The sequence below is a fragment of the Pseudomonas sp. FW300-N2F2 genome, assembly GCF_017351655.1.
Taxonomy (GTDB): domain Bacteria; phylum Pseudomonadota; class Gammaproteobacteria; order Pseudomonadales; family Pseudomonadaceae; genus Aquipseudomonas; species Aquipseudomonas fluorescens_AA.
In genome coordinates, this window is sequence record NZ_JACNDQ010000003.1 from 18,029 (window position 1) to 39,084 (window position 21,056).

The 21,056-nt window shown below is 61.1% G+C and carries 17 protein-coding genes and 1 tRNA gene; 15 read left to right on the plus strand and 3 right to left on the minus strand.

Annotated features, from left to right (window positions below):
- Positions 1-52 precede the first annotated feature (52 nt).
- The 3 genes from J4E63_RS21040 (at position 53) to J4E63_RS21050 (ending at position 2,455) form a co-directional block, all read left to right on the plus strand.
- A complete protein-coding gene (locus J4E63_RS21040; RefSeq protein ID WP_207283253.1) occupies positions 53-625 on the plus strand; it encodes an RNA polymerase sigma factor in 573 nt (190 codons plus the stop codon).
- A complete protein-coding gene (locus J4E63_RS21045; RefSeq protein ID WP_207283254.1) occupies positions 622-1,239 on the plus strand; it encodes a hypothetical protein in 618 nt (205 codons plus the stop codon). The genes J4E63_RS21040 and J4E63_RS21045 overlap by 4 nt, the downstream gene beginning before the upstream one ends.
- 178 nt (positions 1,240-1,417) lie before the next feature.
- Positions 1,418-2,455, plus strand: coding sequence for a helix-turn-helix domain-containing GNAT family N-acetyltransferase (locus tag J4E63_RS21050; protein WP_207283255.1), 1,038 nt, complete (start codon positions 1,418-1,420; stop codon positions 2,453-2,455).
- An 84-nt stretch (positions 2,456-2,539) separates the two neighbouring features.
- On the opposite strand, the gene J4E63_RS21055 is transcribed toward J4E63_RS21050, so the two are convergent.
- Positions 2,540-2,616, minus strand: a tRNA-Arg gene (locus J4E63_RS21055).
- Between the two features lie 349 nt (positions 2,617-2,965).
- Here J4E63_RS21055 and gabD point away from each other — a divergent pair.
- The 3 genes from gabD to J4E63_RS21070 all read left to right on the plus strand — a co-directional run bounded on the left by gabD (position 2,966) and on the right by J4E63_RS21070 (position 7,224).
- The gene (gene gabD, locus J4E63_RS21060; RefSeq protein WP_123344672.1) at positions 2,966-4,408 is read left to right on the plus strand and encodes an NADP-dependent succinate-semialdehyde dehydrogenase; all 1,443 of its coding nucleotides are present in this window, start codon (positions 2,966-2,968) and stop codon (positions 4,406-4,408) included.
- A 174-nt stretch (positions 4,409-4,582) separates the two neighbouring features.
- Positions 4,583-5,860 carry a 4-aminobutyrate--2-oxoglutarate transaminase gene (gene gabT / locus J4E63_RS21065; protein ID WP_060739768.1) on the plus strand — a complete coding sequence of 426 codons (1,278 nt, stop codon included), beginning with the start codon at positions 4,583-4,585 and terminating at the stop codon, positions 5,858-5,860.
- A gap of 146 nt (positions 5,861-6,006) precedes the next feature.
- Complete coding sequence (locus tag J4E63_RS21070) at positions 6,007-7,224, plus strand: HDOD domain-containing protein (protein WP_207283256.1); 1,218 nt, start codon at positions 6,007-6,009, stop codon at positions 7,222-7,224.
- Between the two features lie 368 nt (positions 7,225-7,592).
- On the opposite strand, the gene J4E63_RS21075 is transcribed toward J4E63_RS21070, so the two are convergent.
- A complete protein-coding gene (locus tag J4E63_RS21075) occupies positions 7,593-8,582 on the minus strand; it encodes a sensor domain-containing diguanylate cyclase (RefSeq protein WP_207283257.1) in 990 nt (329 codons plus the stop codon).
- 297 nt (positions 8,583-8,879) lie between these two features.
- Positions 8,880-10,064, minus strand: a complete 1,185-nt coding sequence (desA, locus tag J4E63_RS21080) for a delta-9 fatty acid desaturase DesA (protein WP_060739765.1) — start codon at positions 10,062-10,064, stop codon at positions 8,880-8,882.
- A 144-nt stretch (positions 10,065-10,208) separates the two neighbouring features.
- Between desA and dibA the strand changes: the two genes are divergently transcribed.
- The 9 genes from dibA (at position 10,209) to J4E63_RS21125 (ending at position 20,975) form a co-directional block, all read left to right on the plus strand.
- Positions 10,209-12,116: a phosphodiesterase DibA gene (dibA, locus tag J4E63_RS21085; protein WP_207283258.1), complete on the plus strand. Its 1,908-nt coding sequence runs from the start codon at positions 10,209-10,211 to the stop codon at positions 12,114-12,116.
- A gap of 287 nt (positions 12,117-12,403) precedes the next feature.
- Positions 12,404-12,586 (plus strand): sulfur starvation response protein OscA, encoded by a 183-nt coding sequence (gene oscA, locus J4E63_RS21090; RefSeq protein ID WP_042732574.1) that lies wholly within the window; start codon positions 12,404-12,406, stop codon positions 12,584-12,586.
- A 167-nt stretch (positions 12,587-12,753) separates the two neighbouring features.
- Positions 12,754-13,767, plus strand: coding sequence for a sulfate ABC transporter substrate-binding protein (locus J4E63_RS21095; RefSeq protein WP_192264283.1), 1,014 nt, complete (start codon positions 12,754-12,756; stop codon positions 13,765-13,767).
- A gap of 148 nt (positions 13,768-13,915) precedes the next feature.
- Positions 13,916-14,734: a sulfate ABC transporter permease subunit CysT gene (gene cysT, locus J4E63_RS21100; protein ID WP_013692011.1), complete on the plus strand. Its 819-nt coding sequence runs from the start codon at positions 13,916-13,918 to the stop codon at positions 14,732-14,734.
- Between the two features lie 12 nt (positions 14,735-14,746).
- On the plus strand, positions 14,747-15,616 hold the full coding sequence (cysW, locus tag J4E63_RS21105) for a sulfate ABC transporter permease subunit CysW (protein ID WP_192264286.1): 870 nt from the start codon (positions 14,747-14,749) through the stop codon (positions 15,614-15,616).
- A 3-nt stretch (positions 15,617-15,619) separates the two neighbouring features.
- Positions 15,620-16,609: a sulfate/molybdate ABC transporter ATP-binding protein gene (locus J4E63_RS21110; RefSeq protein ID WP_060739762.1), complete on the plus strand. Its 990-nt coding sequence runs from the start codon at positions 15,620-15,622 to the stop codon at positions 16,607-16,609.
- 280 nt (positions 16,610-16,889) lie between these two features.
- Positions 16,890-18,257 (plus strand): cytochrome C, encoded by a 1,368-nt coding sequence (locus J4E63_RS21115; protein ID WP_207283259.1) that lies wholly within the window; start codon positions 16,890-16,892, stop codon positions 18,255-18,257.
- Positions 18,247-18,756 (plus strand): sorbitol dehydrogenase, encoded by a 510-nt coding sequence (locus tag J4E63_RS21120; RefSeq protein WP_207283260.1) that lies wholly within the window; start codon positions 18,247-18,249, stop codon positions 18,754-18,756. The genes J4E63_RS21115 and J4E63_RS21120 overlap by 11 nt, the downstream gene beginning before the upstream one ends.
- Positions 18,753-20,975, plus strand: a complete 2,223-nt coding sequence (locus tag J4E63_RS21125; RefSeq protein WP_207283261.1) for a GMC oxidoreductase — start codon at positions 18,753-18,755, stop codon at positions 20,973-20,975. Before J4E63_RS21120 ends, J4E63_RS21125 begins: the two co-directional genes overlap by 4 nt.
- The last annotated feature ends 81 nt before the right edge of the window (positions 20,976-21,056 follow it).

The window sequence follows — 21,056 nt, forward strand, 5'->3', positions numbered from 1 at the left end:
TGTTGTCTGCCAGGACTGTGTTGCAATGACCGGAAAGGAGTTCGCCCCCCACATGCCCGCTGCGCTTGACTCTCCCAGCGACGAATCGCTGCTGGCCCGCTACCGCAATGGCGACGGGGCTTCTTTCGAAGTCCTGTACGCCCGCCATCGGCAAGGGCTTTACCGTTTCCTGCTGTCCTTGAGCAACAAGGCCGAGCTGGCCGAGGAAGTTTTCCAGGACACCTGGCTCAGCCTGATTCGCAGTGCCACCCAGCCACAAGGCCGGGCGAGTTTTCGTACCTGGTTGTTCCAGATTGCCCGCAACCGCTTGATCGACCACTGGCGCAAACAGGGTGTCCACAACCCGTTGCACGACAGTTATGACGAGCAATTGCACGTCCAGCCCGACGACACCAGCAGCCCCGAGCAACAGCTGAGCCTGAGCCGCGACCAGGCGCGTCTCGACGCCGCGTTGCAGGCCTTGCCCGAGGATCAGCGAGAGGTCTTCCTGCTGCGCCTGCATGGCGACCTGGAGCTGTCACAGATTGCCGCCCTGACCGGTGCCCCGCTGGAAACGGTCAAAAGCCGCTTGCGTTACGCCCAGCAGAAATTGCAGCGACTGCTGGCCGAGGAGGTACCCGCATGATCGACGCCAAACATATCCCGGAACCCAACGACGAAGTGCTGATCGAGCATTTCCGCCAACACACCAGCGGCGAGCCGCCGGCTTCCCTGGACGCCTTCATCCTGGCCACCGCCCGTCGCGAAGCACCGACACCCACGCCAAGCCTGTGGCAACGCTGGCTGCAAGCCTGCCAACGGCCGCGCTGGCAAATGGCATTCGCCACGGTCGCCGGCGTGGCGCTAATGATCGGCCTGGTATTGCGCTCACCCGTGCCCCACGAGGAACTGGCCTCACCCGCCTCGATGGAGTTTTCCGCCGATCGGCAAGCGCCTGCCGTTGCCGCCGCACCACCACCGGCCATGCCCGCCCCGGCCCCGATCACCCGAATGGCGCCCCAGGGCGAACTGGCCCGGGCCCCGGCAAGCCCTGTGCAATCCTTGGCGGAAAAGCCCGCGGCGAAAATGAGCAAATCCGCGCCGGCAGCATTGCCATCGCTGGAGCAAGGCCTGATGGAAATCCTGCGCTTGCGCGAGGCGGGTGAGAGCAAGGCCGCTGATGAGAAGCTGCTGGCGCTGCACAAGCGCTTTCCCGAGGAAGACCTGCCGGCGCGGTTGGAGGCGTTGCGCAAGCGTTGAGTTAAACCGACGGGCTGATGATCCATTGAGAATCGCGTCTGGCGTCCTGGCGGCTACGACCATCGGGGCGCAGCCGGGCTTGGCGGCTTCTGTGCCCATTCAGACCATCTCTACAGCCACCTGATTTGACAAGCTCCAGGGAGTTTGTATAACTAGTTATACAAATCCCGGAGGTGTTATGGATATTTTACGAGAAATGCCCCATGTCTTTTTAGGCAGCCGTCTCAAGCGACTTGCCGAGCAGATGCAAGCAGATGCGAGTCTGTTGGCTAGCGATGTGGGTACATTAGTCCCACCAGGGCTGTTTCCGGTTCTCGTGCTGCTCGATGGTTCCAAAGGCTGCACTGTTGGGGATCTCGCCCGAGCCATCCGGGTGAGCCAGCCTGCAATGACAAAAAGTGTAAACCGGCTGACGGACGAAGGGCTCGTTGTCTCGAGCCGGGGGGAGAAAGACAAGCGGCAGTCCCTCGTCGAACTGACGGAGGCGGGGAGGGCTGCCGTCGATCAAGGCCGCCAAGTCGTATGGCCACTTATTGATATCGTGGTTCGCGACTTATTAGCCGGGATGTCGGGTTCTTTTCTGGAACAGCTGGATACTCTGGAAAATCGCTTGGCCGAGGAGTCTCTAGCTGAGCGCGTTGATCGTCTTAACCCTGTCAGCTTGCGACCCGCTTGTGATGCAGATGTTGCTGGAGTCGTTTTATTACTCAATCGGGCATATCGCGGCGAAGGGGAAGGAGCAAGTTGGACGACAGAAACGGGTCTGATTAGCGGAGACCGTATTTCGGAAACAACGCTCAGGACTGAGATTGCACAGAAACCGCTCGCTTCGTTATTGGTATGGAAGAAGCGAGAAAACATCCTCGGGTGTGTATGGGTTGAGCCAGTGCAGGCGGGGACTTGGTATCTCGGGTCATTGGCAATCGATCCAAAAAAACAGAATGCTCAGTGTGGACGGCGCTTGCTCGCCGCCGCGGAGCAATGGTGCCAATCACGCGGCGCTGAGTGTATTCATATGACGGTGCTTGAAGCGCGGGACACGTTGATAAAGTGGTATGAGCGTCGGGGCTATTGCAAAACAGGTGAAACCGAACCTTTTCCTTATGACGACGACAGGTTTGGGGTTCCCATCCGACCGGGTCTACAGTTCGAGGTCATGAAGAAAGTGCTGGAAACCTCAGCGATTCACTCGATGCATCAGGTATTGAACACATGATATAGCCAGAAACAAGAAAGCCCGCACAGGGCGGGCTTCTTGGGGTGTTTCGTAGACTGTCTGAGACAGGTCTAGACTGCTATATGGTGCACCAGGCGGGATTCGAACCCACGACCCCTGCCTTCGGAGGGCAGTACTCTATCCAGCTGAGCTACTGGTGCGACGCGGGCGCCATGATACTCATATGCAATGCGGGCGTCCATGCTGCTGATTTGCCGGTGTTTTCATAAGCCTAGGTGGGCATCGGCTACGCTGATCAGAAAAAACGGGCAAATTCGGTTTTTTCGTTCTTTTTTTCGAACAGGCTATTGTCCTTCACCCCCATCGGCCCTAGGATTCGTTTGAGATTTCAAACGCTCTTGTCTGGGTGCTGAACCGCACGTCTGTGCTTATGTGCGTTATTTCTGTGCTTCAGCCCGGTGAATGATTTCCCTGACGGCAGCCCCCGAGGCGCCTTTCTACAAATCTAATTCGCTCCGCGTGCGCGCGGTGCTGTTAAGGAAAGCCGACATGCAGCTTAAAGACACCCAGTTGTTCCGCCAGCAAGCCTTTATCGATGGCGCTTGGGTCGATGCGGACAATGGTCAGACGATCAAGGTCACCAACCCGGCGACGGGCGAAGTGTTGGGCACGGTGCCGAAGATGGGCGCCGCCGAAACCCGCCGGGCGATTGAAGCCGCCGACAAGGCACTGCCGGCCTGGCGTGCCCTGACCGCCAAGGAGCGCGCCAACAAGCTGCGCCGCTGGTACGAATTGCTGATCGAAAACCAGGACGACCTCGGTCGCCTGATGACCCTGGAACAAGGCAAACCGCTGGCCGAGGCCAAGGGCGAGATCGTCTACGCCGCCTCGTTCATCGAGTGGTTCGCCGAGGAAGCCAAGCGCATCTACGGTGACGTGATTCCCGGCCACCAGCCCGACAAGCGCCTGATCGTGATCAAGCAGCCGATCGGCGTGACCGCGGCCATCACCCCGTGGAACTTCCCGGCGGCGATGATCACCCGCAAGGCCGGCCCAGCCCTGGCTGCCGGCTGCACCATGGTCATCAAGCCTGCTTCGCAAACCCCGTTCTCGGCCCTGGCCCTGGTGGAGCTGGCGCACCGTGCCGGCATTCCGCAAGGCGTGTTGAGCGTGGTCACCGGCAGCGCCGGCGACATCGGTGGCGAGCTGACCAGCAACCCGATCGTGCGCAAGCTGTCCTTCACCGGCTCGACTGAGATCGGTCGCCAGCTGATGGCCGAATGCGCCAAGGACATCAAGAAAGTCTCCCTGGAACTGGGCGGCAACGCGCCGTTCATCGTGTTCGACGACGCGGACCTGGATAAGGCCGTCGAAGGCGCGATCATTTCCAAATACCGCAACAACGGTCAGACCTGCGTCTGCGCCAACCGCCTGTATATCCAGGATTCGGTGTACGACGCCTTCGCTGAGAAACTGAAAGTGGCGGTGGCCAAGCTCAAGATCGGCAACGGTCTGGAAGACGGCACCACCACCGGTCCGTTGATCGACGAGAAAGCGGTCGCCAAGGTGCAAGAGCACATTGCCGATGCGGTCAGCAAAGGCGCGACCGTGCTGTCGGGCGGCAAGGCGATGGAAGGCAACTTCTTCGAACCGACCATCCTGACCAATGTGCCGAACAATGCCGCCGTGGCCAAGGAAGAAACCTTCGGCCCGCTGGCGCCGCTGTTCCGCTTCAAAGACGAAGCCGAAGTGATTGCGATGTCCAACGACACCGAGTTCGGCCTGGCTTCGTACTTCTATGCCCGCGACCTGGGCCGTGTGTTCCGTGTGGCCGAGGCCCTGGAATACGGCATGGTCGGCGTCAACACTGGTTTGATCTCCAACGAAGTCGCGCCGTTCGGCGGTATCAAGGCGTCGGGCCTGGGCCGTGAAGGCTCCAAGTACGGCATCGAGGACTACCTGGAAATCAAATACCTCTGCTTGGGTATCTGATCCGCTTCAAGCGCAAAGGGCACGAGAGCGCTGTCCCTTTGCGTGTTTCACCCGTTCTGTTTCTTGTGGCCGGGAACGCTGTGGCAGTCGATCATCGCATGCTGTCGCAGTTGCCTTCCCGCCATGTATTCCTTGAACTACGCCGACCGATGAGCGGCGAATGAGGACATTTTAATGAGCAAGACCAACGCAGACCTGATGGCCCGCCGCACCGCCGCTGTTCCACGCGGCGTCGGCCAGATTCACCCGATCTTTGCCGAGTCGGCGAAGAACGCCACGGTGACCGACGTTGAAGGTCGTGAATTCATCGACTTCGCCGGTGGTATCGCCGTGCTGAACACCGGCCACGTGCACCCGAAAATCATCGCCGCCGTGACCGCGCAGTTGAACAAGCTGACCCACACCTGCTTCCAGGTCCTGGCCTACGAGCCGTACGTGGAAGTGTGCGAAAAAATCAACGCCAAGGTGCCCGGTGATTTCGCCAAGAAAACCCTGCTGGTCACCACCGGTTCCGAAGCGGTGGAAAACGCCGTGAAAATTGCCCGTGCCGCCACTGGCCGTGCCGGTGTGATCGCCTTCACCGGCGCGTACCACGGTCGCACCATGATGACCCTGGGCCTGACCGGTAAAGTCGTGCCGTACTCGGCCGGCATGGGCCTGATGCCCGGCGGTATCTTCCGCGCGCTGTACCCGAACGAACTGCACGGTGTGAGCATCGACGATTCCATCGCCAGCATCGAACGCATCTTCAAGAACGACGCCGAGCCCCGTGACATCGCTGCAATCATCATCGAGCCGGTGCAGGGCGAGGGTGGTTTCTATGTGGCGCCCAAGGAGTTCATGAAGCGCCTGCGCGCCCTGTGCGACCAGCACGGCATTCTGTTGATCGCTGACGAAGTCCAGACGGGCGCTGGCCGTACCGGCACCTTCTTCGCCATGGAGCAGATGGGTGTTGCTGCTGACCTGACCACCTTCGCCAAATCCATTGCCGGCGGTTTCCCGTTGGCCGGTGTCTGCGGCAAGGCCGAGTACATGGATGCCATCGCCCCAGGTGGCCTGGGCGGCACCTACGCTGGCAGCCCGATTGCTTGCGCGGCGGCGTTGGCGGTGATGGAAGTCTTCGAGGAAGAGCACCTGCTGGACCGCTGCAAGGCCGTGGGCGAGCGTCTGGTCACGGGCCTCAAGGCCATCCAGAAGAAGTACCCGGTCATCGGTGAAGTCCGTGCCTTGGGTGCGATGATCGCCGTGGAGCTGTTCGAAAACGGCGACACCCACAAGCCGAACGCAGCGGCAGTGGCCCAGGTGGTGGCCAAGGCACGTGACAAGGGCCTGATCCTGCTGTCCTGCGGCACCTACGGCAACGTTCTGCGGGTGCTGGTGCCGCTGACCTCGCCGGACGAGCAACTGGACAAAGGCCTGGCGATCATCGAAGAGTGTTTCTCCGAGCTCTGATCTGACGAACGCTGACTGTGCACTGATCCACAAAAAAACCCGCTTCGGCGGGTTTTTTCATGTCCGCGGGCATATCCCGCAGGTTTGAGCTGTCTGGAACGGCCTTCATTGTCTAAGGTGCATGTATGGCAAGGGAGCGATGTTGCATGACTGCTGTGGTTTTACCCGCTGTACCGCGTGTGTTGATCGCCGAGGCCGACCCTGCGTCCCGGGAGATGCTTGAGCAAGTGCTGTCGGGCGTGCGCTGCGATGCCCGAGTGGATACCTGCGGCGAGGGGCAACAGGCCCTGGATTTGCTGGCGCATAACGCGTACGACCTGGTCATCGCCGATTGGGAGCTGCCGGGTGTCGATGGCCTGACGATCCTGCGTGGTCTTCGCCAACAACATCGAGCTACGCCGTTGCCGTTCATTCTGATGAGTCGGCGTAACGACAGCGCCAGTGTGCGTGAGGTCGTTCCACTGGCGCCGACGGCGTATTTGACCAAGCCGTTGAACCGGGAAAGCCTGACCCTGCGTCTGCAAGGGTTGCTGTTGAGTGGCACGGAAGAAACCGTCGGCGATGTGCCGGTCCCCGGCCCGGGGCTGACCCTGATAGCTTTTCTGGAACGACGGCGTGATCTGTCCGAAGGCGCACCGCTGATGACCGATGTGCAGGTGGCGGTCAAGCGCTGCCTCAACCCCACGGGCCTGGATCTGAAACTGCTGGAAGAAGAGGTCCGCACCGACCCGCAAATCACCGGGGTGCTGATTGCGGCGGCCAATAGCGCTGCCCAGCATCAGGGTGGCGGCCCGGTGCAGACTGTGGCCCAGGCGCTGCACCAGCTCGGCACCGGGCAGAGCATGAACCTGATCCTCGGCCTGACCCTCAAGCGCTGCGCCCGGCTCACCGTTCCCTGTCTGGCGGACTATGCCAAGCGTTACTGGGAATTGTCACTGCACACCGCCGAGTACGCCCGGATCCTGGCACGGTTGCTGGATCTGGAACCGGAGCGTTGTTACTGCGCGGGGCTGTTGCATCGTTTGGGCGACCTGGCGCTACTGCGTTGCCTGGAAGAATGGACGCAGGCGGGGGGCGAACTGGATGAGTTGGAAGAAGTCGGGAACGCCCTCGATCAATACGGCGCCGGCTTCGGCTCGGCGCTGCGCACTCGCTGGCGCCTGCCGCTGGAGTTGCGTGAGTTGATCGCGGCAGCCTATAGCCTGGGTGGTGGGGTTTATTCCCGCGAGGCGCTGGTGATGAACATGGCGGCGCAGATGGCCCATCTGACCGAGCATGAAGGGCTTGAAGAACTGGCCCAGGGGCGCACGGCGCGGTTGCTGAAGATCGGACTGCCGGAACTGATGCGGTTGCGCCGCAAGTAGCACCGCCACCCAACCCCTGTGGGAGCGAGCTTGCTCGCGATGGCGTCAGCCCAGACAGGCCAGAACCTGTGGCGAGGGAGCTTGCTCCCGCTGGCCTGCGCAGCAGGCCCCCAGCATGCTTACAGGCAGAACGCGCTGTTCGGTTTTGCGACTGCTGCGCAGCCGAGCGGGAGCAAGCTCCCTCGCCACAGGGGATTGGCGGTGGCTCGGCATTTCGCATCCGCCTCGAAACCAAAACTGTGGGAGCGAGCTTGCTCGCGATGGCGGCATGACGGTCACTCCATCATTGAATGTCAGGCCCTCATCGCGAGCAAGCTCGCTCCCACAGGATCCGTGGCATGACTGGGTTCAATTCACGGCGATTGGCGTCAGGCCGCGATGATGCGGTTCTTCCCCTTGCGCTTGGCCTCGTACATGGCCGCGTCGGCGCGGGAGAACAGGCTGTCGAGGGACTGGTCTTCGGGGGTGATGGCGGTCAGGCCCTGGCTGACAGTAATGCCGAAGGTCTGTTCGCCGCAGCGGAACATCAGGCGCTGGATTTCCCGCTGCAACCGCTCAGCCACTTGCAATGCCATGTCGGGGGGGCAGCCAGGGAACACCGCAGCGAACTCTTCGCCACCGATCCGCCCGAACAGGTCGCCGCGTCGCAGCACGGACCGGCCGCTTTCGGCGATTTTCTGCAACACGGTATCGCCTTCCTGATGACCGTAGGTGTCGTTGATCACCTTGAAGTCATCGATGTCCAGCAACAGGAATGCCATAGGCGTCCCTTGTAGTCGCGCCTGCTCGAATTCACGGTGGGCGCATTCGAAAAAGTGCCGGCGATTGCTGCTCTGGGTCAGCACATCGGTGGTTGCCAATCGCTGCAGCTCACTTTCCAAGAGCTTCTTTTCGGTGATGTCCTCGGCGATGCCGACCACGATCACCGGTTGCCCGGGCTCGGCCTGGCGGTTGATGAAGCATTTGTCGCTCAGCCAGCGAACCTGGCCGTCGCCGGCGATGATGCGGTATTCACGGTCTTCGACGGCCCCCTTGACCAGCACTTCGGCCAGGCTGCGTTCGGCGTACTCCAGGTCGTCGGGGTAGATTGCGTCGCGCCATTCGTTGTAGTCAGCCAGGACCAGGCCGGCGGGGCGGCCGAAGATCCGTTCGTAGGCGGGGCTGACATACAGCACTTGTCGGGTTTCCCAGTTGAACGCCCACAGCACGGCATTGACGCTGACCAGCAGCGAGCTGAACAGTTGCTCACGTTCGCTCAGGCGCGCCACTTCGCCCTGGGCGTGCATCAGCGCCATGAGCGTCTGGGCCGCTTCGGGCCAATGAGGTAGGGAGTAATCCTGTAGGTTCTTGTCGACCATCGGCACAAATCTCAAAGAGCGTGCACTGCTGTTGTTTTGCACGCACTTTTCTCCAAATCCCGCCTGGATGGCGAAGTGCTCTTTGAGATAGGGGATTCGGGGCGAAGTTCCTTTTCAGGCGACGAAGGGCGTGGGGATTTAGCGAGTCAGATGCCAAGTGTTGGACCTGTGGCGAGGGAGCTTGCTCCCGCTTGAGCGCGAAGCGCTCACAAGAAAAGAAGGGCTGCTGCGCAGCCCAGCGGGAGCGAGCTCCCTCGCCACAAAAAAGCCCTCATCCACAGTGGTGGAGTTGCCTGGTCAGGCCGTGGCAGGCCGTAGCGAGTAGGTCTTGAGCTGGTCGGCGAAGTCCCGCAGGGACTGGATGCCGCTGGCTTCGGCCTCGTTGACCCATTCCTTGATGGCGGCGAGCATGTCGTGGCCGTTGCTGCTGGTCTTGACCCAGATCTGCTGCAAGGCCAGGCGTTTCTCGTAGATTACCTTCAGTGCCTGGCTGTGTTCGAGCATGTTCTGGATTCGCACGTGGTGACGGTCGTCCAGCAGGCTGGTTTCCCGCGACAGCAGCCGCTTGGCCCGGTGGAACTGGTGACGCACCGAGTGATCGACTTTTTCCAGTTCCTGCTTGACCAGCGGCGCGATGACCAGCCGGCGGTACTGCGCCATGATCTGGAAGCGGTTGTTGAGGATCGCCATGGCCGTGTCCATGTCCAGGTGACCCTTGCCTTCGACCCGGTGGGCGATCGGCGCAACGCGCTGGACCTTGGCCAGGCGCAGGAAACTGAACACCCGGATCCAGGCCCAGCCCAGGTCGAACTCCCATTTGCGTACCGACAGCTTGGCCGAGTTGGGGTAGGTGTGGTGGTTGTTGTGCAGTTCTTCGCCGCCGATCAGGATGCCCCAGGGCACCAGGTTGGTCGCCGCGTCGCGGCATTCGAAGTTGCGGTAGCCCACGGCATGGCCCAGGCCGTTGACCACGCCAGCGGCCCAGACGGGAATCCACATCATCTGGATGGCCCAGATGGTGATGCCGATGGTGCCGAACAGCAGCAGGTCGATGACGCCCATGATCGCCACGCCCAGCAGCGGGAAGCGGCTGTAGAGGTTGCGCTCGATCCAGTCGTCGGGGCAGTTCTTGCCGTAGATGCGCAGGGTTTCCGGGTTTTCCGCTTCGGCGCGATACAGCTCGGCGCCTTTGCGCAGCACGGTGGACAAGCCCTTGATGACCGGACTGTGAGGGTCATCCTCGGTTTCGCATTTGGCGTGGTGCTTGCGGTGGATGGCAGTCCACTCGCGGGTGTTCTGCGCCGTGGTCAGCCACAGCCAGAAACGGAAGAAGTGTTTGAGACCGGCGTTGAGCTCCAGGGAGCGATGGGCCGAATAACGGTGCAGATAGACCGTGACGGCAATGATCGTGACGTGGGTCATCAGCAGGGTGACTGCCACCAGTGACCAGGCCGACAAGCCAAGAAAACCTTCGTACCACATAGGCTGTAGGGCCCTCGATAAAGATAGAAACCGCCGTTGCATTATCACCAGCCCCACAGATAAAACCAGTCGGCCTTTCAGATAAGAGTGGCTGAATGTTTCTTCCTCTATAATCCACCTCTTTGTAGGGACATGGATGGCCGAATGCCTGCTTATCAACGCAGTGCCATGCGCGTAGCGCTGCTTTACCTCGTGTTGTCAGTCGTCTGGCTGCAGCTGATTGGTTATTTATTGAGCAGTTTCTTCGATCAATTCGCCGACAGGCAGCGCTGGCTCCTGATCAACGGGTATGCCTGGATCCTGTTTAGCGCCGGGCTGATCTTCTTGGCCCGGGCGCGGATCTCGCGGTTTTTCGCCAAGGGCGAGCACGGTGTCGATCGCGAGCGCTTGCGCCAGGCCGCCGCCGTCTTCGATTGCACCCGCGAAGGGGTGTTGGTGACCGACCGCAACGGCTTGATCGTGCATGTGAACCGGGCTTTCATGGCGATCACCGGTTATGCCCGGGACGAAGTGCTGGGCCAGCGTCCCAATCTGTTCAAGTCCGGTCGCCATGGGCCGGATTTCTATCGCGACATATTTGCCGCCCTGGCCAGCCTGGGCGAGTGGAGTGGCGAGATCTGGAATCGGCGTAAAAGTGGTGAGATCTACCCGCAATGGCAGACGATCCGCGTCATTCATGATGACAACGGCCAAGTCAGCCACTATGTCGCGGTGTTTTCGGACATCAGCGCCATCAAGGATTCCGAGCACGAACTGGCCTACCTGGCCCATCACGACCCGCTGACAGGCTTGCCCAACCGCCTGCTGTTTTCCGACCGCACCGAGCAGGCCCTGGCGTCGGCGCAGTTGCACAAGCGTGGCTGTGCCCTGTTGCTGGTGGACCTGGATCACTTCAAGAACATCAATGACAGCCTCGGCCACAACGTCGGCGACGAGTTGCTCAAAGGCGTGGCCGAGCGATTTCGCGGGCTGTTTGCCCCGGGCGTGACCCTGGCCCGGCTGGGGGGTGACGAATTTGCGGTGTTGGTGGAAAACTGCTCCCAGCCTGGCCAGGCCGCGGCGTTGGCCCGGCGCATCCTCGACGCCTTGAAAGAACCGCTGCGGTTCGATGAGCACGCGTTGTTCATCAACGCCAGCATCGGCATCAGCCTGTTCCCCGGTGATGCCCTGAACGCCGGGCAACTGTTGCGCAATGCCGATTCGGCGTTGTTCAAGGCCAAGAGCGCCGGACGCGATGGCTACGCCCTGTATACCGAAGAACTTACCGCCCATGCGCAGCAACGGGTCGAAATTGCCTTCGAACTGCGTCGCGCGCTGCAGCAGCAGGAGTTGCGCGTTTATTACCAGCCAGTACACGACTTGGCGAGCAGCCGTCTGATCGGTGTCGAGGCGCTGGTGCGCTGGGAGCATCCCACGCGGGGGCTGGTGTCGCCGGCCGAGTTCATTCCCATCGCCGAGCGTACCGGCCTGATTGCCCAGGTCGATGCCTGGGTCATGGACCAGGCTTGTCGGCAGATGTGCCGGTGGCAGCAGGCGGGCGTGGCGTTGTCGTTCGTCGCCGTCAACGTCTCGAGTCGGTTGTTTGCCCATCGCGAATTGTACGAGCAGGTTGCCCAGGTGTTGCACGACACGGGCCTGGATCCGGCCTGCCTGGAACTGGAAGTGACGGAAAGCGCGGTGATGGAAGACCCGGAGGTGGCGCTGGAGCAGATGCACCGCCTGCGGGAATTGGGCGTGCGCCTGGCCATCGACGATTTCGGCACGGGTTATTCGTCGCTGCTGCGGCTCAAACGCTTGCCGGTGCAGAAGCTCAAGATTGATCAGGGCTTTGTCGCGGGGTTGCCGTGGGATGAAGATGACGCGGCGATCGTCCGGGTGATCATCGCCCTGGCCCACAGCATGGGCATGCAAGTGCATGCCGAGGGTATTGAGCAGCGCGAGCAAGCGGCCTTTTTGCTTGGGCAGGCGTGTGAGCTGGGGCAGGGCTACTGGTTTGGTCGGCCGGTGGCGGCTGCGCAGTTGGATTGGGACTGCGCGCCGGTCATTGCTTGATCGTCAGTGGCATTGATGTTGACTGACACTCGGCTATCGCGAGCTCGCTCCCACCGTTGTTTTGTGTTGCCTGTGATATGCGCGCTAACCCGCTTCCCCTGTGGGAGCGAGCTTGCTCGCGATGGCGCAATCACAGCCGCCGTAGGGGGGCGGAAAGCTCAATATCATTTTGGTTATATAAAAATTCTTAAATAGTCTTTTTAAGAATATCCGCACTTATCTAGTATTGCTCCCACGCCGCAAGCAGTGCCGCCCACTGCCAGGCATTCATTTAAAGGAGCAGCAGCATGAGCGCATCTCTACGTAGTGTTGACGGCCAGGACGAAGCAACCATCTTGCGCGAGATCCAGAGCGCGTTGCGCGATCTACGCTTTGGGGCAGTGGAAATCACTGTGCACAACGCCCAGGTGGTCCAGATCGAACGCAAGGAAAAATTCCGCTTGCAGCAGCCGAGCCATAAACCGGGCTGAAACAGTCTGGTTGTGGGAGCAAAGCTTGCTCGCGAAACAGGCGCCTCGATTTCTGGGGAACTGTGGTGCCTTCATCGCGAGCAAGCTTTGCTCACACAGCGGTTCGATTTGTTCAGGTCTCACGATTTATAAGCCATAAGAAAACCAGAATTCCAGGAGCTTTCACCATGTCGTCCATTCGTCGTTATGCCCTGGCCGCCCTGGCCAGTGCTGTTTTTGCAGGTTCCGCCGTCGCCAAGGATTACGAGCTGCTCAACGTGTCCTACGACCCGACGCGCGAGCTTTACCAGGATTACAACGCCGAATTCGTCAATTTCTGGAAGAAAGCGCACCCGGACGACAGCGTGAAGATCCAGCAGTCCCACGGTGGTTCGGGCAAGCAAGGTCGGGCGGTGATCGACGGTCTGCGGGCCGACGTGGTGACCCTGGCCCTGGCCGGCGACATCGATGAAATCGCCAAGCTGGGCAAGTCCCTGCCAGCGGACTGGCAAACACGCCTGCCGGATGCCAGCACGCCTTACACGTCCACCATCGTGTTCCTGGTGCGCAAGGGCAACCCCAAGGGCATCAAGGATTGGGGCGACCTGATCAAGAACGACGTGTCGGTCATCACCCCGAACCCGAAGACCTCCGGCGGTGCGCGCTGGAACTTCCTCGCTGCCTGGGCCTACGGCCTGAAGGCCAACGGGGGTGACGAAGCCAAGGCCAAGGAATACGTGCAGGCGCTGTTCAAGCACGTGCCGATCCTCGACACCGGCGCCCGTGGCTCGACCATTACTTTCGTCAACAACGGTCAGGGCGACGTGTTGCTGGCCTGGGAAAACGAAGCCTTCCTGGCGCTGAAGGAAGACGGTGGCGCCGACAAGTTCGACATCGTTGTGCCGTCGTTGTCGATCCTCGCCGAACCGCCGGTGGCGGTGGTGGACAAGAACGCCGAGAAAAAGGGCAATGCCGAGATCGCCGAGGCATACCTCAAGCACCTGTACAGCCCGGCCGGCCAGGAAATCGCCGCGAAAAACTTCTATCGTCCACGTGACAAGGACGTGGCCGCCAAGTACTCCCGCCAATTCCCGAAACTGGAGCTGGTGACCATTGACAAGGACTTCGGCGGCTGGAAAACGGCCCAACCGAAATTCTTCAACGATGGCGGCGTGTTCGACCAGATCTATCAGGCGCAGTAAGCTGGGTTTTGTCTTAGTGCCTGCCAGTTAAGCCACAAACCTGTGGGAGTGAGCTTGCTCGCGATGGTGTCGGTTCAGTTTGCATTGATGTTGACTGATGCGCCGCTATCGCGAGCAAGCTCGCTCCCACAGTAAATCAAGGACTTCTATGTCGCGTCGCATATCCCCCGTCATACCCGGCTTCGGGCTGACGCTGGGCTACACCCTGGTGTACCTCAGTCTGATTGTGCTCATACCCCTGGCGGCGATGTTCGTGCATGCCGCCCAACTCACCTGGGAACAGTTCTGGGCGATCATCTCGGCGCCGCGGGTGCTGGCGGCCTTGAAACTCAGTTTCGGTACCGCGCTGTACGCCGCGATCATCAATGGCGTGATCGGTACGCTGCTGGCCTGGGTGCTGGTGCGCTACACCTTCCCCGGCCGCAAGATCATCGACGCGATGATCGATCTGCCGTTCGCCCTGCCCACCGCCGTGGCCGGTATTGCGTTGACGGCGTTGTATGCGCCGACCGGCCTGGTTGGCCAGTTCGCCACCGACCTGGGCTTCAAGATCGCCTACACCCCGTTGGGTATCACCCTGGCGCTGACCTTCGTGACGTTGCCGTTCGTGGTGCGCACGGTGCAGCCGGTGCTGGCCGATATTCCCCGTGAAGTCGAAGAAGCCGCCGCCTGCCTGGGTGCCAAGCCGTGGCAGGTGTTCCGCCACATCCTCGTGCCGGCGTTGTTGCCGGCCTGGTTGACTGGCTTCGCCCTGGCCTTTGCCCGTGGCGTGGGCGAGTACGGTTCGGTGATTTTCATCGCCGGCAACATGCCGATGAAAACCGAGATCCTGCCGCTGTTGATCATGGTCAAGCTCGACCAATACGACTACACCGGCGCCACCTCCATCGGCGTGCTGATGCTGGTGGTTTCCTTCGTCCTGTTGCTGCTGATCAACCTGCTGCAGCGGCGCATCGAAACCCCATAAGGAGGCGCGAACATGTCCCAATCGTCTATTTCCGCAGCCTCCACCAACGCCGCCCGTCGCGGCAGTGCGACGTCGCGGCGCGTGCTGATCGGCCTTGGCTGGCTGATTTTCGCGCTGTTTTTGCTGTTGCCGCTGTTCATCGTGGTGTCCCAAGGGCTGAAGTCCGGCCTGGGGGCATTCTTTACCGCGATCTTCGAACCCGACGCATTGTCGGCTTTGAAGCTCACGGTGATCGCCGTGCTGATCTCGGTGCCACTGAACCTGGTGTTCGGCGTCAGTGCCGCGTGGTGCGTGAGCAAATATTCATTCCGCGGCAAGAGCATGCTGGTAACGCTGATCGACCTGCCGTTCTCGGTGTCGCCGGTGATCGCGGGCCTGGTCTACGTGCTGATGTTCGGCGCCCAGGGCCTGTTCGGGCCGTGGCTGTCGGATCACGACATCCAGATCGTGTTCGCGCTGCCGGGCATCGTCCTGGCGACCATCTTCGTCACGGTGCCGTTCGTGGCCCGTGAGCTGATCCCACTGATGCAGGAACAAGGCACCCAGGAAGAAGAGGCCGCGCGCCTGCTGGGCGCCAATGGCTGGCAGATGTTCTGGCATGTCACCGTGCCGAACATCAAGTGGGGGCTGATCTATGGCGTGGTGCTGTGTACCGCCCGGGCCATGGGCGAGTTCGGCGCGGTGTCGGTGGTGTCCGGGCACATTCGTGGGGTGACCAACACCCTGCCGCTGCACGTCGAGATCCTCTACAACGAATACAACCACGTGGCCGCGTTCGCTGTGGCGAGCCTGTTGCTGATCCTGGCGCTCTTCATCCTGCTGCTCAAGCAGTGGAGCGAAAACCGAATCAACCGCCTGCGCGCCAGCGCCGCGGAGGAATAAGTCATGTCGATCGAAGTCCGTAACGTCAGCAAGAATTTCAACGCCTTCAGGGCCCTGGACGACATCAGTCTGGACATCCAGAGCGGTGAATTGGTCGCGCTGCTGGGGCCGTCGGGTTGCGGCAAGACCACGTTGCTGCGGATCATCGCCGGCCTCGAAACCCCGGACCATGGCAACATCGTGTTCCACGGCGAGGACGTGTCCGGCCACGACGTGCGTGATCGCAACGTCGGTTTCGTATTCCAGCACTACGCCTTGTTCCGTCACATGACGGTGTTCGACAACGTCGCCTTCGGCCTGCGCATGAAGCCCAAGAACCAGCGCCCGAACGAAAGCCAGATCGCGACCAAGGTCCACGAACTGCTGAACATGGTGCAACTGGACTGGCTCGCCGACCGCTACCCGGAGCAGCTGTCCGGCGGCCAGCGTCAGCGGATCGCCCTGGCCCGCGCCCTGGCTGTGGAACCCAAGGTACTGTTGCTGGACGAACCGTTCGGCGCCCTCGACGCCAAGGTCCGCAAGGAACTGCGCCGCTGGCTGGCGCGCCTGCACGAGGACATCAACCTGACCTCGGTGTTCGTGACCCACGACCAGGAAGAGGCCATGGAAGTCGCCGACCGGATCGTGGTGATGAACAAGGGCGTGATCGAGCAGATCGGCTCGCCGGGCGATGTCTACGAAAACCCGGCCAGTGATTTTGTGTACCACTTCCTCGGTGACTCGAACCGCCTGCACTTGGGGGAGGACCAGCATGTGCTGTTCCGTCCTCACGAAGTCTCGCTGTCGCGCTCGGAGCTGGAAGACCACCACGCCGCCGAAGTGCGCGACATTCGCCCGCTGGGCGCGACCACTCGGGTGACGTTGAAGGTGGAAGGCCAGAGCGAACTGATCGAGGCGGAAGTGGTGAAGGACCATGACAGCCTGGTGGGCCTGGCGAAGGGCGAGACGCTGTTCTTCAAGCCGAAGGTCTGGCAGAAGGTTTCCAACCTCTAAAAGCATCGCGAGCAAGCTCGCTCCCACAGTAGAACTTCAGTGAACACACTATTTGTGTACCTATGGAGATCGATTGTGGGAGCGAGCTTGCTCGCGATGGCGTCCTCACTGCCCCCGATCAGAATCTGAATAACTCTACCCAGCCTTGCTTCGATTGGTTCTACTTCAACGCCTTTTCCCATCTCAAACCCTACCTAGACTCTGACTTGCCAGGAGGCGAGAGAGAGTCCAACGACGGACCGGTGTTATCTCCTGGCACCCTGATGCCAAGGAGATGAGTATGAGAATGGAAGTCAGTCGGCATGGCCCGTTTGGCTATGCATTATTAAGCGTCTTGCTGGTCCCGGCCGCCAGCGCCGCCCCTGCGTTGTCCCCCCAGATACCCTTCGATGTCACGGTGACCCACCCCGTTTCACTGGTCAGCCTGCAAGCCGATTTCGATGAGCTGTCGTGGCAGACCTTCATCGCCCTGAACTGGCCGGCGCTGGATAACGGTGATCCGAATACCGGCACGCCTATCGGCAAGCAGGATGGCGCCACCGTGTGGGAGAGCTGGAAAGAGAGCTACCAGATTTTCCGCGCCAAGGGCCAGACGCCGCTGCCCTGGAACGCATCGGCGACTCTCCCTGAAGCGTGCAAGTCGCTCAAGCCCGGTCGCCTGTTGCAGCAGATGGGCAAGGTGCCCGATGTGCTGGATGAGTTTATCCAGCCCTTCGAGAGCGGCCCGCTGGTGGACCAGAACGGTACCTATACGCGCAACGAAATCGTGGTCAACCAATCGATGTTCGACGGCATCGTCGACAACGGCCTGTACAGCATCGAAGGCCAGCAGAAATTCTTCGCCGCCAATCCGAACAACACCGTGGCGTTCAGCTGTGGTTCCACCCAGACCAAACAGGTCGGCGCGGTGATGGTGAAGGCATCGTGGAAAGTGCTGGGCCCCAACGACAACCGCCAGGATTTCCATACCGTCGATGCACTGGTCTACACCCCGGGCAACAACGACCCGAGCCATGGGCCGATCGTCGCGGAGTCATGCGTGTCCGAGCCGGTCGGGTTGGTGGGATTGCATATGGTTCATAAGACTACCAGCGCGGCGCAATGGGTCTGGTCAACCTTCGAGCATGTGAAAAACGTGCCGGAAAAAACCACGCCTGTGGCCCAGCGCACGGGGCCTTATCTGTTCTACAACGCGGCCAGCAAAAGCGACATCAACCAGCCGCCGCCACGGCCGTGGAACCCGGCAGTCAAGGCGACACCCTCGCAGATCGTGCGGGAAGTGCCGCTGACCGAAGCCACCAAAAACCTCAATACCACCTATCAAACGCTGTTGCGTACGGTGAACAAGCAGAGTGTCTGGGCGAACTATCAACTGATCAGTACCCAGTGGCCGTCAGACCCGCCCAAGAACTGCCAGGTATCGGCCGCCAACCCGCTGGGCAGCCCCGCGCCGTTGTTCCTGGCCAACGCCACGCTGGAAACCTATATCCAGGGCACCGTGCCCCAGGCGTCCTCCAGTTGCATGGCCTGTCACGGCAACGCGGCCACCCATGTCACCGAGTCTGCGCGCACCAGCTTCGCGGATTTCACCTATTTACTCGAACGTGCACAGTCCACTGGCGGACAAGGAGTCAACCATGAGCAGTGATCTGGACAATTTCGTAGGCCTGTCTTCGGCCCTGACTGGCATTCCCGTGGATCGGCTGGCACCGGCGATCGACCAGGTGGGGCTGCCGCCAACTTTTCTCGCGTTCATCACCCCGCGTATCACCCCTGATGTACTCAACGCCTTGCTGACTCAGTACGCCACGCTGGCGGCGGACAATGTGCCCCCTGACCAGATCGCCCAAGCGGTGCTGATGAACGGATCGAACCCGGCTGTCACGCAAGCGGCCCGCGCCGCGCGTTCGATCATGAAGCTGTGGTTGTTGGGCGTCTGGTATCAGCCCTATGCCACCGGTAACTACGCCTCGACCGATTCGACGGTGGTGTCCGACCAGGCCTACATCCAGAGCTGGGCCTGGAAAATTGCCCAGGCCCATCCCATGGGCTACAGCGAGATGTTTTTCGGTTATTGGAACACCACGCCACCGAGCCTTGAGGACTACACCGGCGTGCCTGCCAACACGCAAGGAGCCTCGTCATGAGTACCGAACAAGCCGAGGTGATCATCGTTGGCGCGGGGCTGGCCGGCAGCATCATCGCTTATCAGTTGGGCATGGCTGGCGTGGATGTGCTGGTGCTCGAATCGGGTCCGGAGGTCCCGGCCAACCGTGCGCAATACCTGGAGCGTTTCTACACCGCCACCCTGAAGACCCCGGAGTCGCCCTATCCGCCAGTGTCGACCCTGGACTCGCCGCGTGACCCGAGCAAGGAAAATGCGCCTCGAGCGACCATCGCCGACCTGATCCTTGGCTGGAACAAGCCGGAAACCAGCTACCTGGTGCAGAAGGGCCCGCTGCCCTTCAACAGCACTTATGAACGGGTGGGCGGCGGTACGACCTGGCACTGGGTCGGGACGTGCCTGCGCATGGTGCCGAACGATTTCCGCCTGAAGAGCAAGTACGGCGTCGGGGTGGATTGGCCGATCGGCTACGACGACCTGCAAAGCGCCTATTGCCGGGCGGAGGCGGAAATCGGGGTGTCGGCCAATGTCGCCGACCAGGCCTACCTGGGCATGACATTCCCCGAGGGCTATTCATTCCCGATGCACAGCATTCCGTTGTCGTTGGTCGATGGCAGTTTTGTCACGGCCGTGACCGGCAAGAGCTTCGACGGGTTGCCGCTGGTGGTCAGTCCGACCCCGGCCGGGCGCAACTCCCAGCCCTATGCCGGGCGCCGGGTGTGTGCCGGCAATACCAACTGCACGCCGATCTGCCCGATCCAGGCCAAGTACGACGCCACCGTGACCCTGAACAAGGCCCTGGCCACCGGCAAGGTCCGGGTCATGTACCGGACCGTGGCCAGCAAAGTGACCGTGGGCCCGGACAAGAACATCAATGGCGTCGAATTCATTCAATACCAGCTTGGCGAGGGACCGAAGACGGGCACCGGCGTGGCCATCGGGCAGCGTTACGTGATCGCGGCCCATGCCATCGAGACCCCTAAATTGCTGCTCAACTCCAAGACCCCGGCCTGGCCCGATGGCGTGGCCAACAGCAGCGGCCAGGTCGGGCGCAGCCTGTCCGACCATCCGATTTACCTGGCGTGGGGGCTGATGCCGGAAGGCAAGACGGTGTTCCCGTACCGGGGGCCGGTGTCCACGGCGGGCATCGAGAGCCTGCGTGACGGCGACTTTCGCAGCCAGCGAGCGGCGTGGCGCATCGAAATCGGCAACGAGGGTTGGAACTGGCCGGTGGGCGACCCTTACGTCACCGTGGCCGATTTTATCGACGGCAAGAACAAAAGCTGCACCAACCCGTTGCCATCGAAAAAGAACCCGTCGCCGCCCACTGAAGCGCTTTACGGCACGGCCCTGATTCAACGGCTCAACGACCTGTTCATCCGCCAGTTCCGGATCGGCTTTTTGGTGGAGCAGGTGGAGAAGGAGCCCGACAAGGCCAAGAGCTACATCGTGCCCTCGACGGACAAGCTCACGGACGGGCTCGGCATTCTTCGGCCGGAAATCCACTACGACCTGTCCGATTACACCAAGGAAGGCTTCAGGCAGGCGAAGGCATTGGCGAGCCATATCATCCAGAACCTGCTCGGCGCCGTGGAGCTGACGGCACCCATTGGCCAAGGGAAGTTCAGGTACAAAGAAGAGGATTACACCTTCCAGGGCGCCGGGCACCTGATGGGCACCTACCGCATGGGTGATGATTCGACCAAGTCGGTGGTGGACAAGTACCAGCGCAGTTGGGACCACAAGAACCTGTTCCTGGTGGGCGATGGCGTCTTCCCCAGCACCGGCACCTCGAACCCGAGCCTGACGATTGCGGCGTTGTCGTTCCAGGCCGGGGACACCATAGCCAACGACCTGAAGGCGGTGACGATGCAGGTCCAATCCAACATCGCCTGGCAGGGCACTGGCGTGCAGGTCAACGGGTTGGTACCGCGTTTGGTCCGCTACGTCAGTGGGCTATGGTGTGCCAGTCCGCAGGGCGGCAATGTCGATGGAAATGGCGGTTCGCGGCACATCGACTACAGCAGTTATGCCTTGCCCGGTGCCGCCGAAGGCGCCTTGATCGGTCGCGTGGGCAACGGTGGCAAGCCGTTCCTGGTGGGTGATCTGGCGCAGGTTCCGGGCAATCAGCAAGGGGAGCTGCAACTGTGCATCAACGATGACCTGACCGGGCAGTACGGATCTGGCTTGAAAGATAACACCGGTGCGCTGACGATACGGATCGAATTCGGAGCCCTGTAACGCTTGAGCGGTAAGGCTTGACTCTTGTGGGAGCGAGCTTGCTCGCGATAGCGGTGGATCAGTCGACACGGATGTGTCTGG

Coding starts and splice junctions, on each gene's coding strand:
- J4E63_RS21040 (WP_207283253.1), top strand. CDS start 53: ATGCCCGCTGCGCTTGACTCTCCCAGCGACGAATCGCTGCTGGCCCGC.
- oscA (WP_042732574.1), top strand. CDS start 12,404: ATGAGCGCATCTCTACGTAGTGTTGACGGCCAGGACGAAGCAACCATC.
- gabT (WP_060739768.1), top strand. CDS start 4,583: ATGAGCAAGACCAACGCAGACCTGATGGCCCGCCGCACCGCCGCTGTT.
- J4E63_RS21110 (WP_060739762.1), top strand. CDS start 15,620: ATGTCGATCGAAGTCCGTAACGTCAGCAAGAATTTCAACGCCTTCAGG.
- cysT (WP_013692011.1), top strand. CDS start 13,916: ATGTCGCGTCGCATATCCCCCGTCATACCCGGCTTCGGGCTGACGCTG.
- J4E63_RS21120 (WP_207283260.1), top strand. CDS start 18,247: ATGAGCAGTGATCTGGACAATTTCGTAGGCCTGTCTTCGGCCCTGACT.
- J4E63_RS21045 (WP_207283254.1), top strand. CDS start 622: ATGATCGACGCCAAACATATCCCGGAACCCAACGACGAAGTGCTGATC.
- J4E63_RS21075 (WP_207283257.1), bottom strand. CDS start 8,582: ATGGTCGACAAGAACCTACAGGATTACTCCCTACCTCATTGGCCCGAA.
- J4E63_RS21050 (WP_207283255.1), top strand. CDS start 1,418: ATGGATATTTTACGAGAAATGCCCCATGTCTTTTTAGGCAGCCGTCTC.
- gabD (WP_123344672.1), top strand. CDS start 2,966: ATGCAGCTTAAAGACACCCAGTTGTTCCGCCAGCAAGCCTTTATCGAT.
- J4E63_RS21070 (WP_207283256.1), top strand. CDS start 6,007: ATGACTGCTGTGGTTTTACCCGCTGTACCGCGTGTGTTGATCGCCGAG.
- dibA (WP_207283258.1), top strand. CDS start 10,209: ATGCCTGCTTATCAACGCAGTGCCATGCGCGTAGCGCTGCTTTACCTC.
- J4E63_RS21115 (WP_207283259.1), top strand. CDS start 16,890: ATGAGAATGGAAGTCAGTCGGCATGGCCCGTTTGGCTATGCATTATTA.
- cysW (WP_192264286.1), top strand. CDS start 14,747: ATGTCCCAATCGTCTATTTCCGCAGCCTCCACCAACGCCGCCCGTCGC.
- J4E63_RS21095 (WP_192264283.1), top strand. CDS start 12,754: ATGTCGTCCATTCGTCGTTATGCCCTGGCCGCCCTGGCCAGTGCTGTT.
- desA (WP_060739765.1), bottom strand. CDS start 10,064: ATGTGGTACGAAGGTTTTCTTGGCTTGTCGGCCTGGTCACTGGTGGCA.
- J4E63_RS21125 (WP_207283261.1), top strand. CDS start 18,753: ATGAGTACCGAACAAGCCGAGGTGATCATCGTTGGCGCGGGGCTGGCC.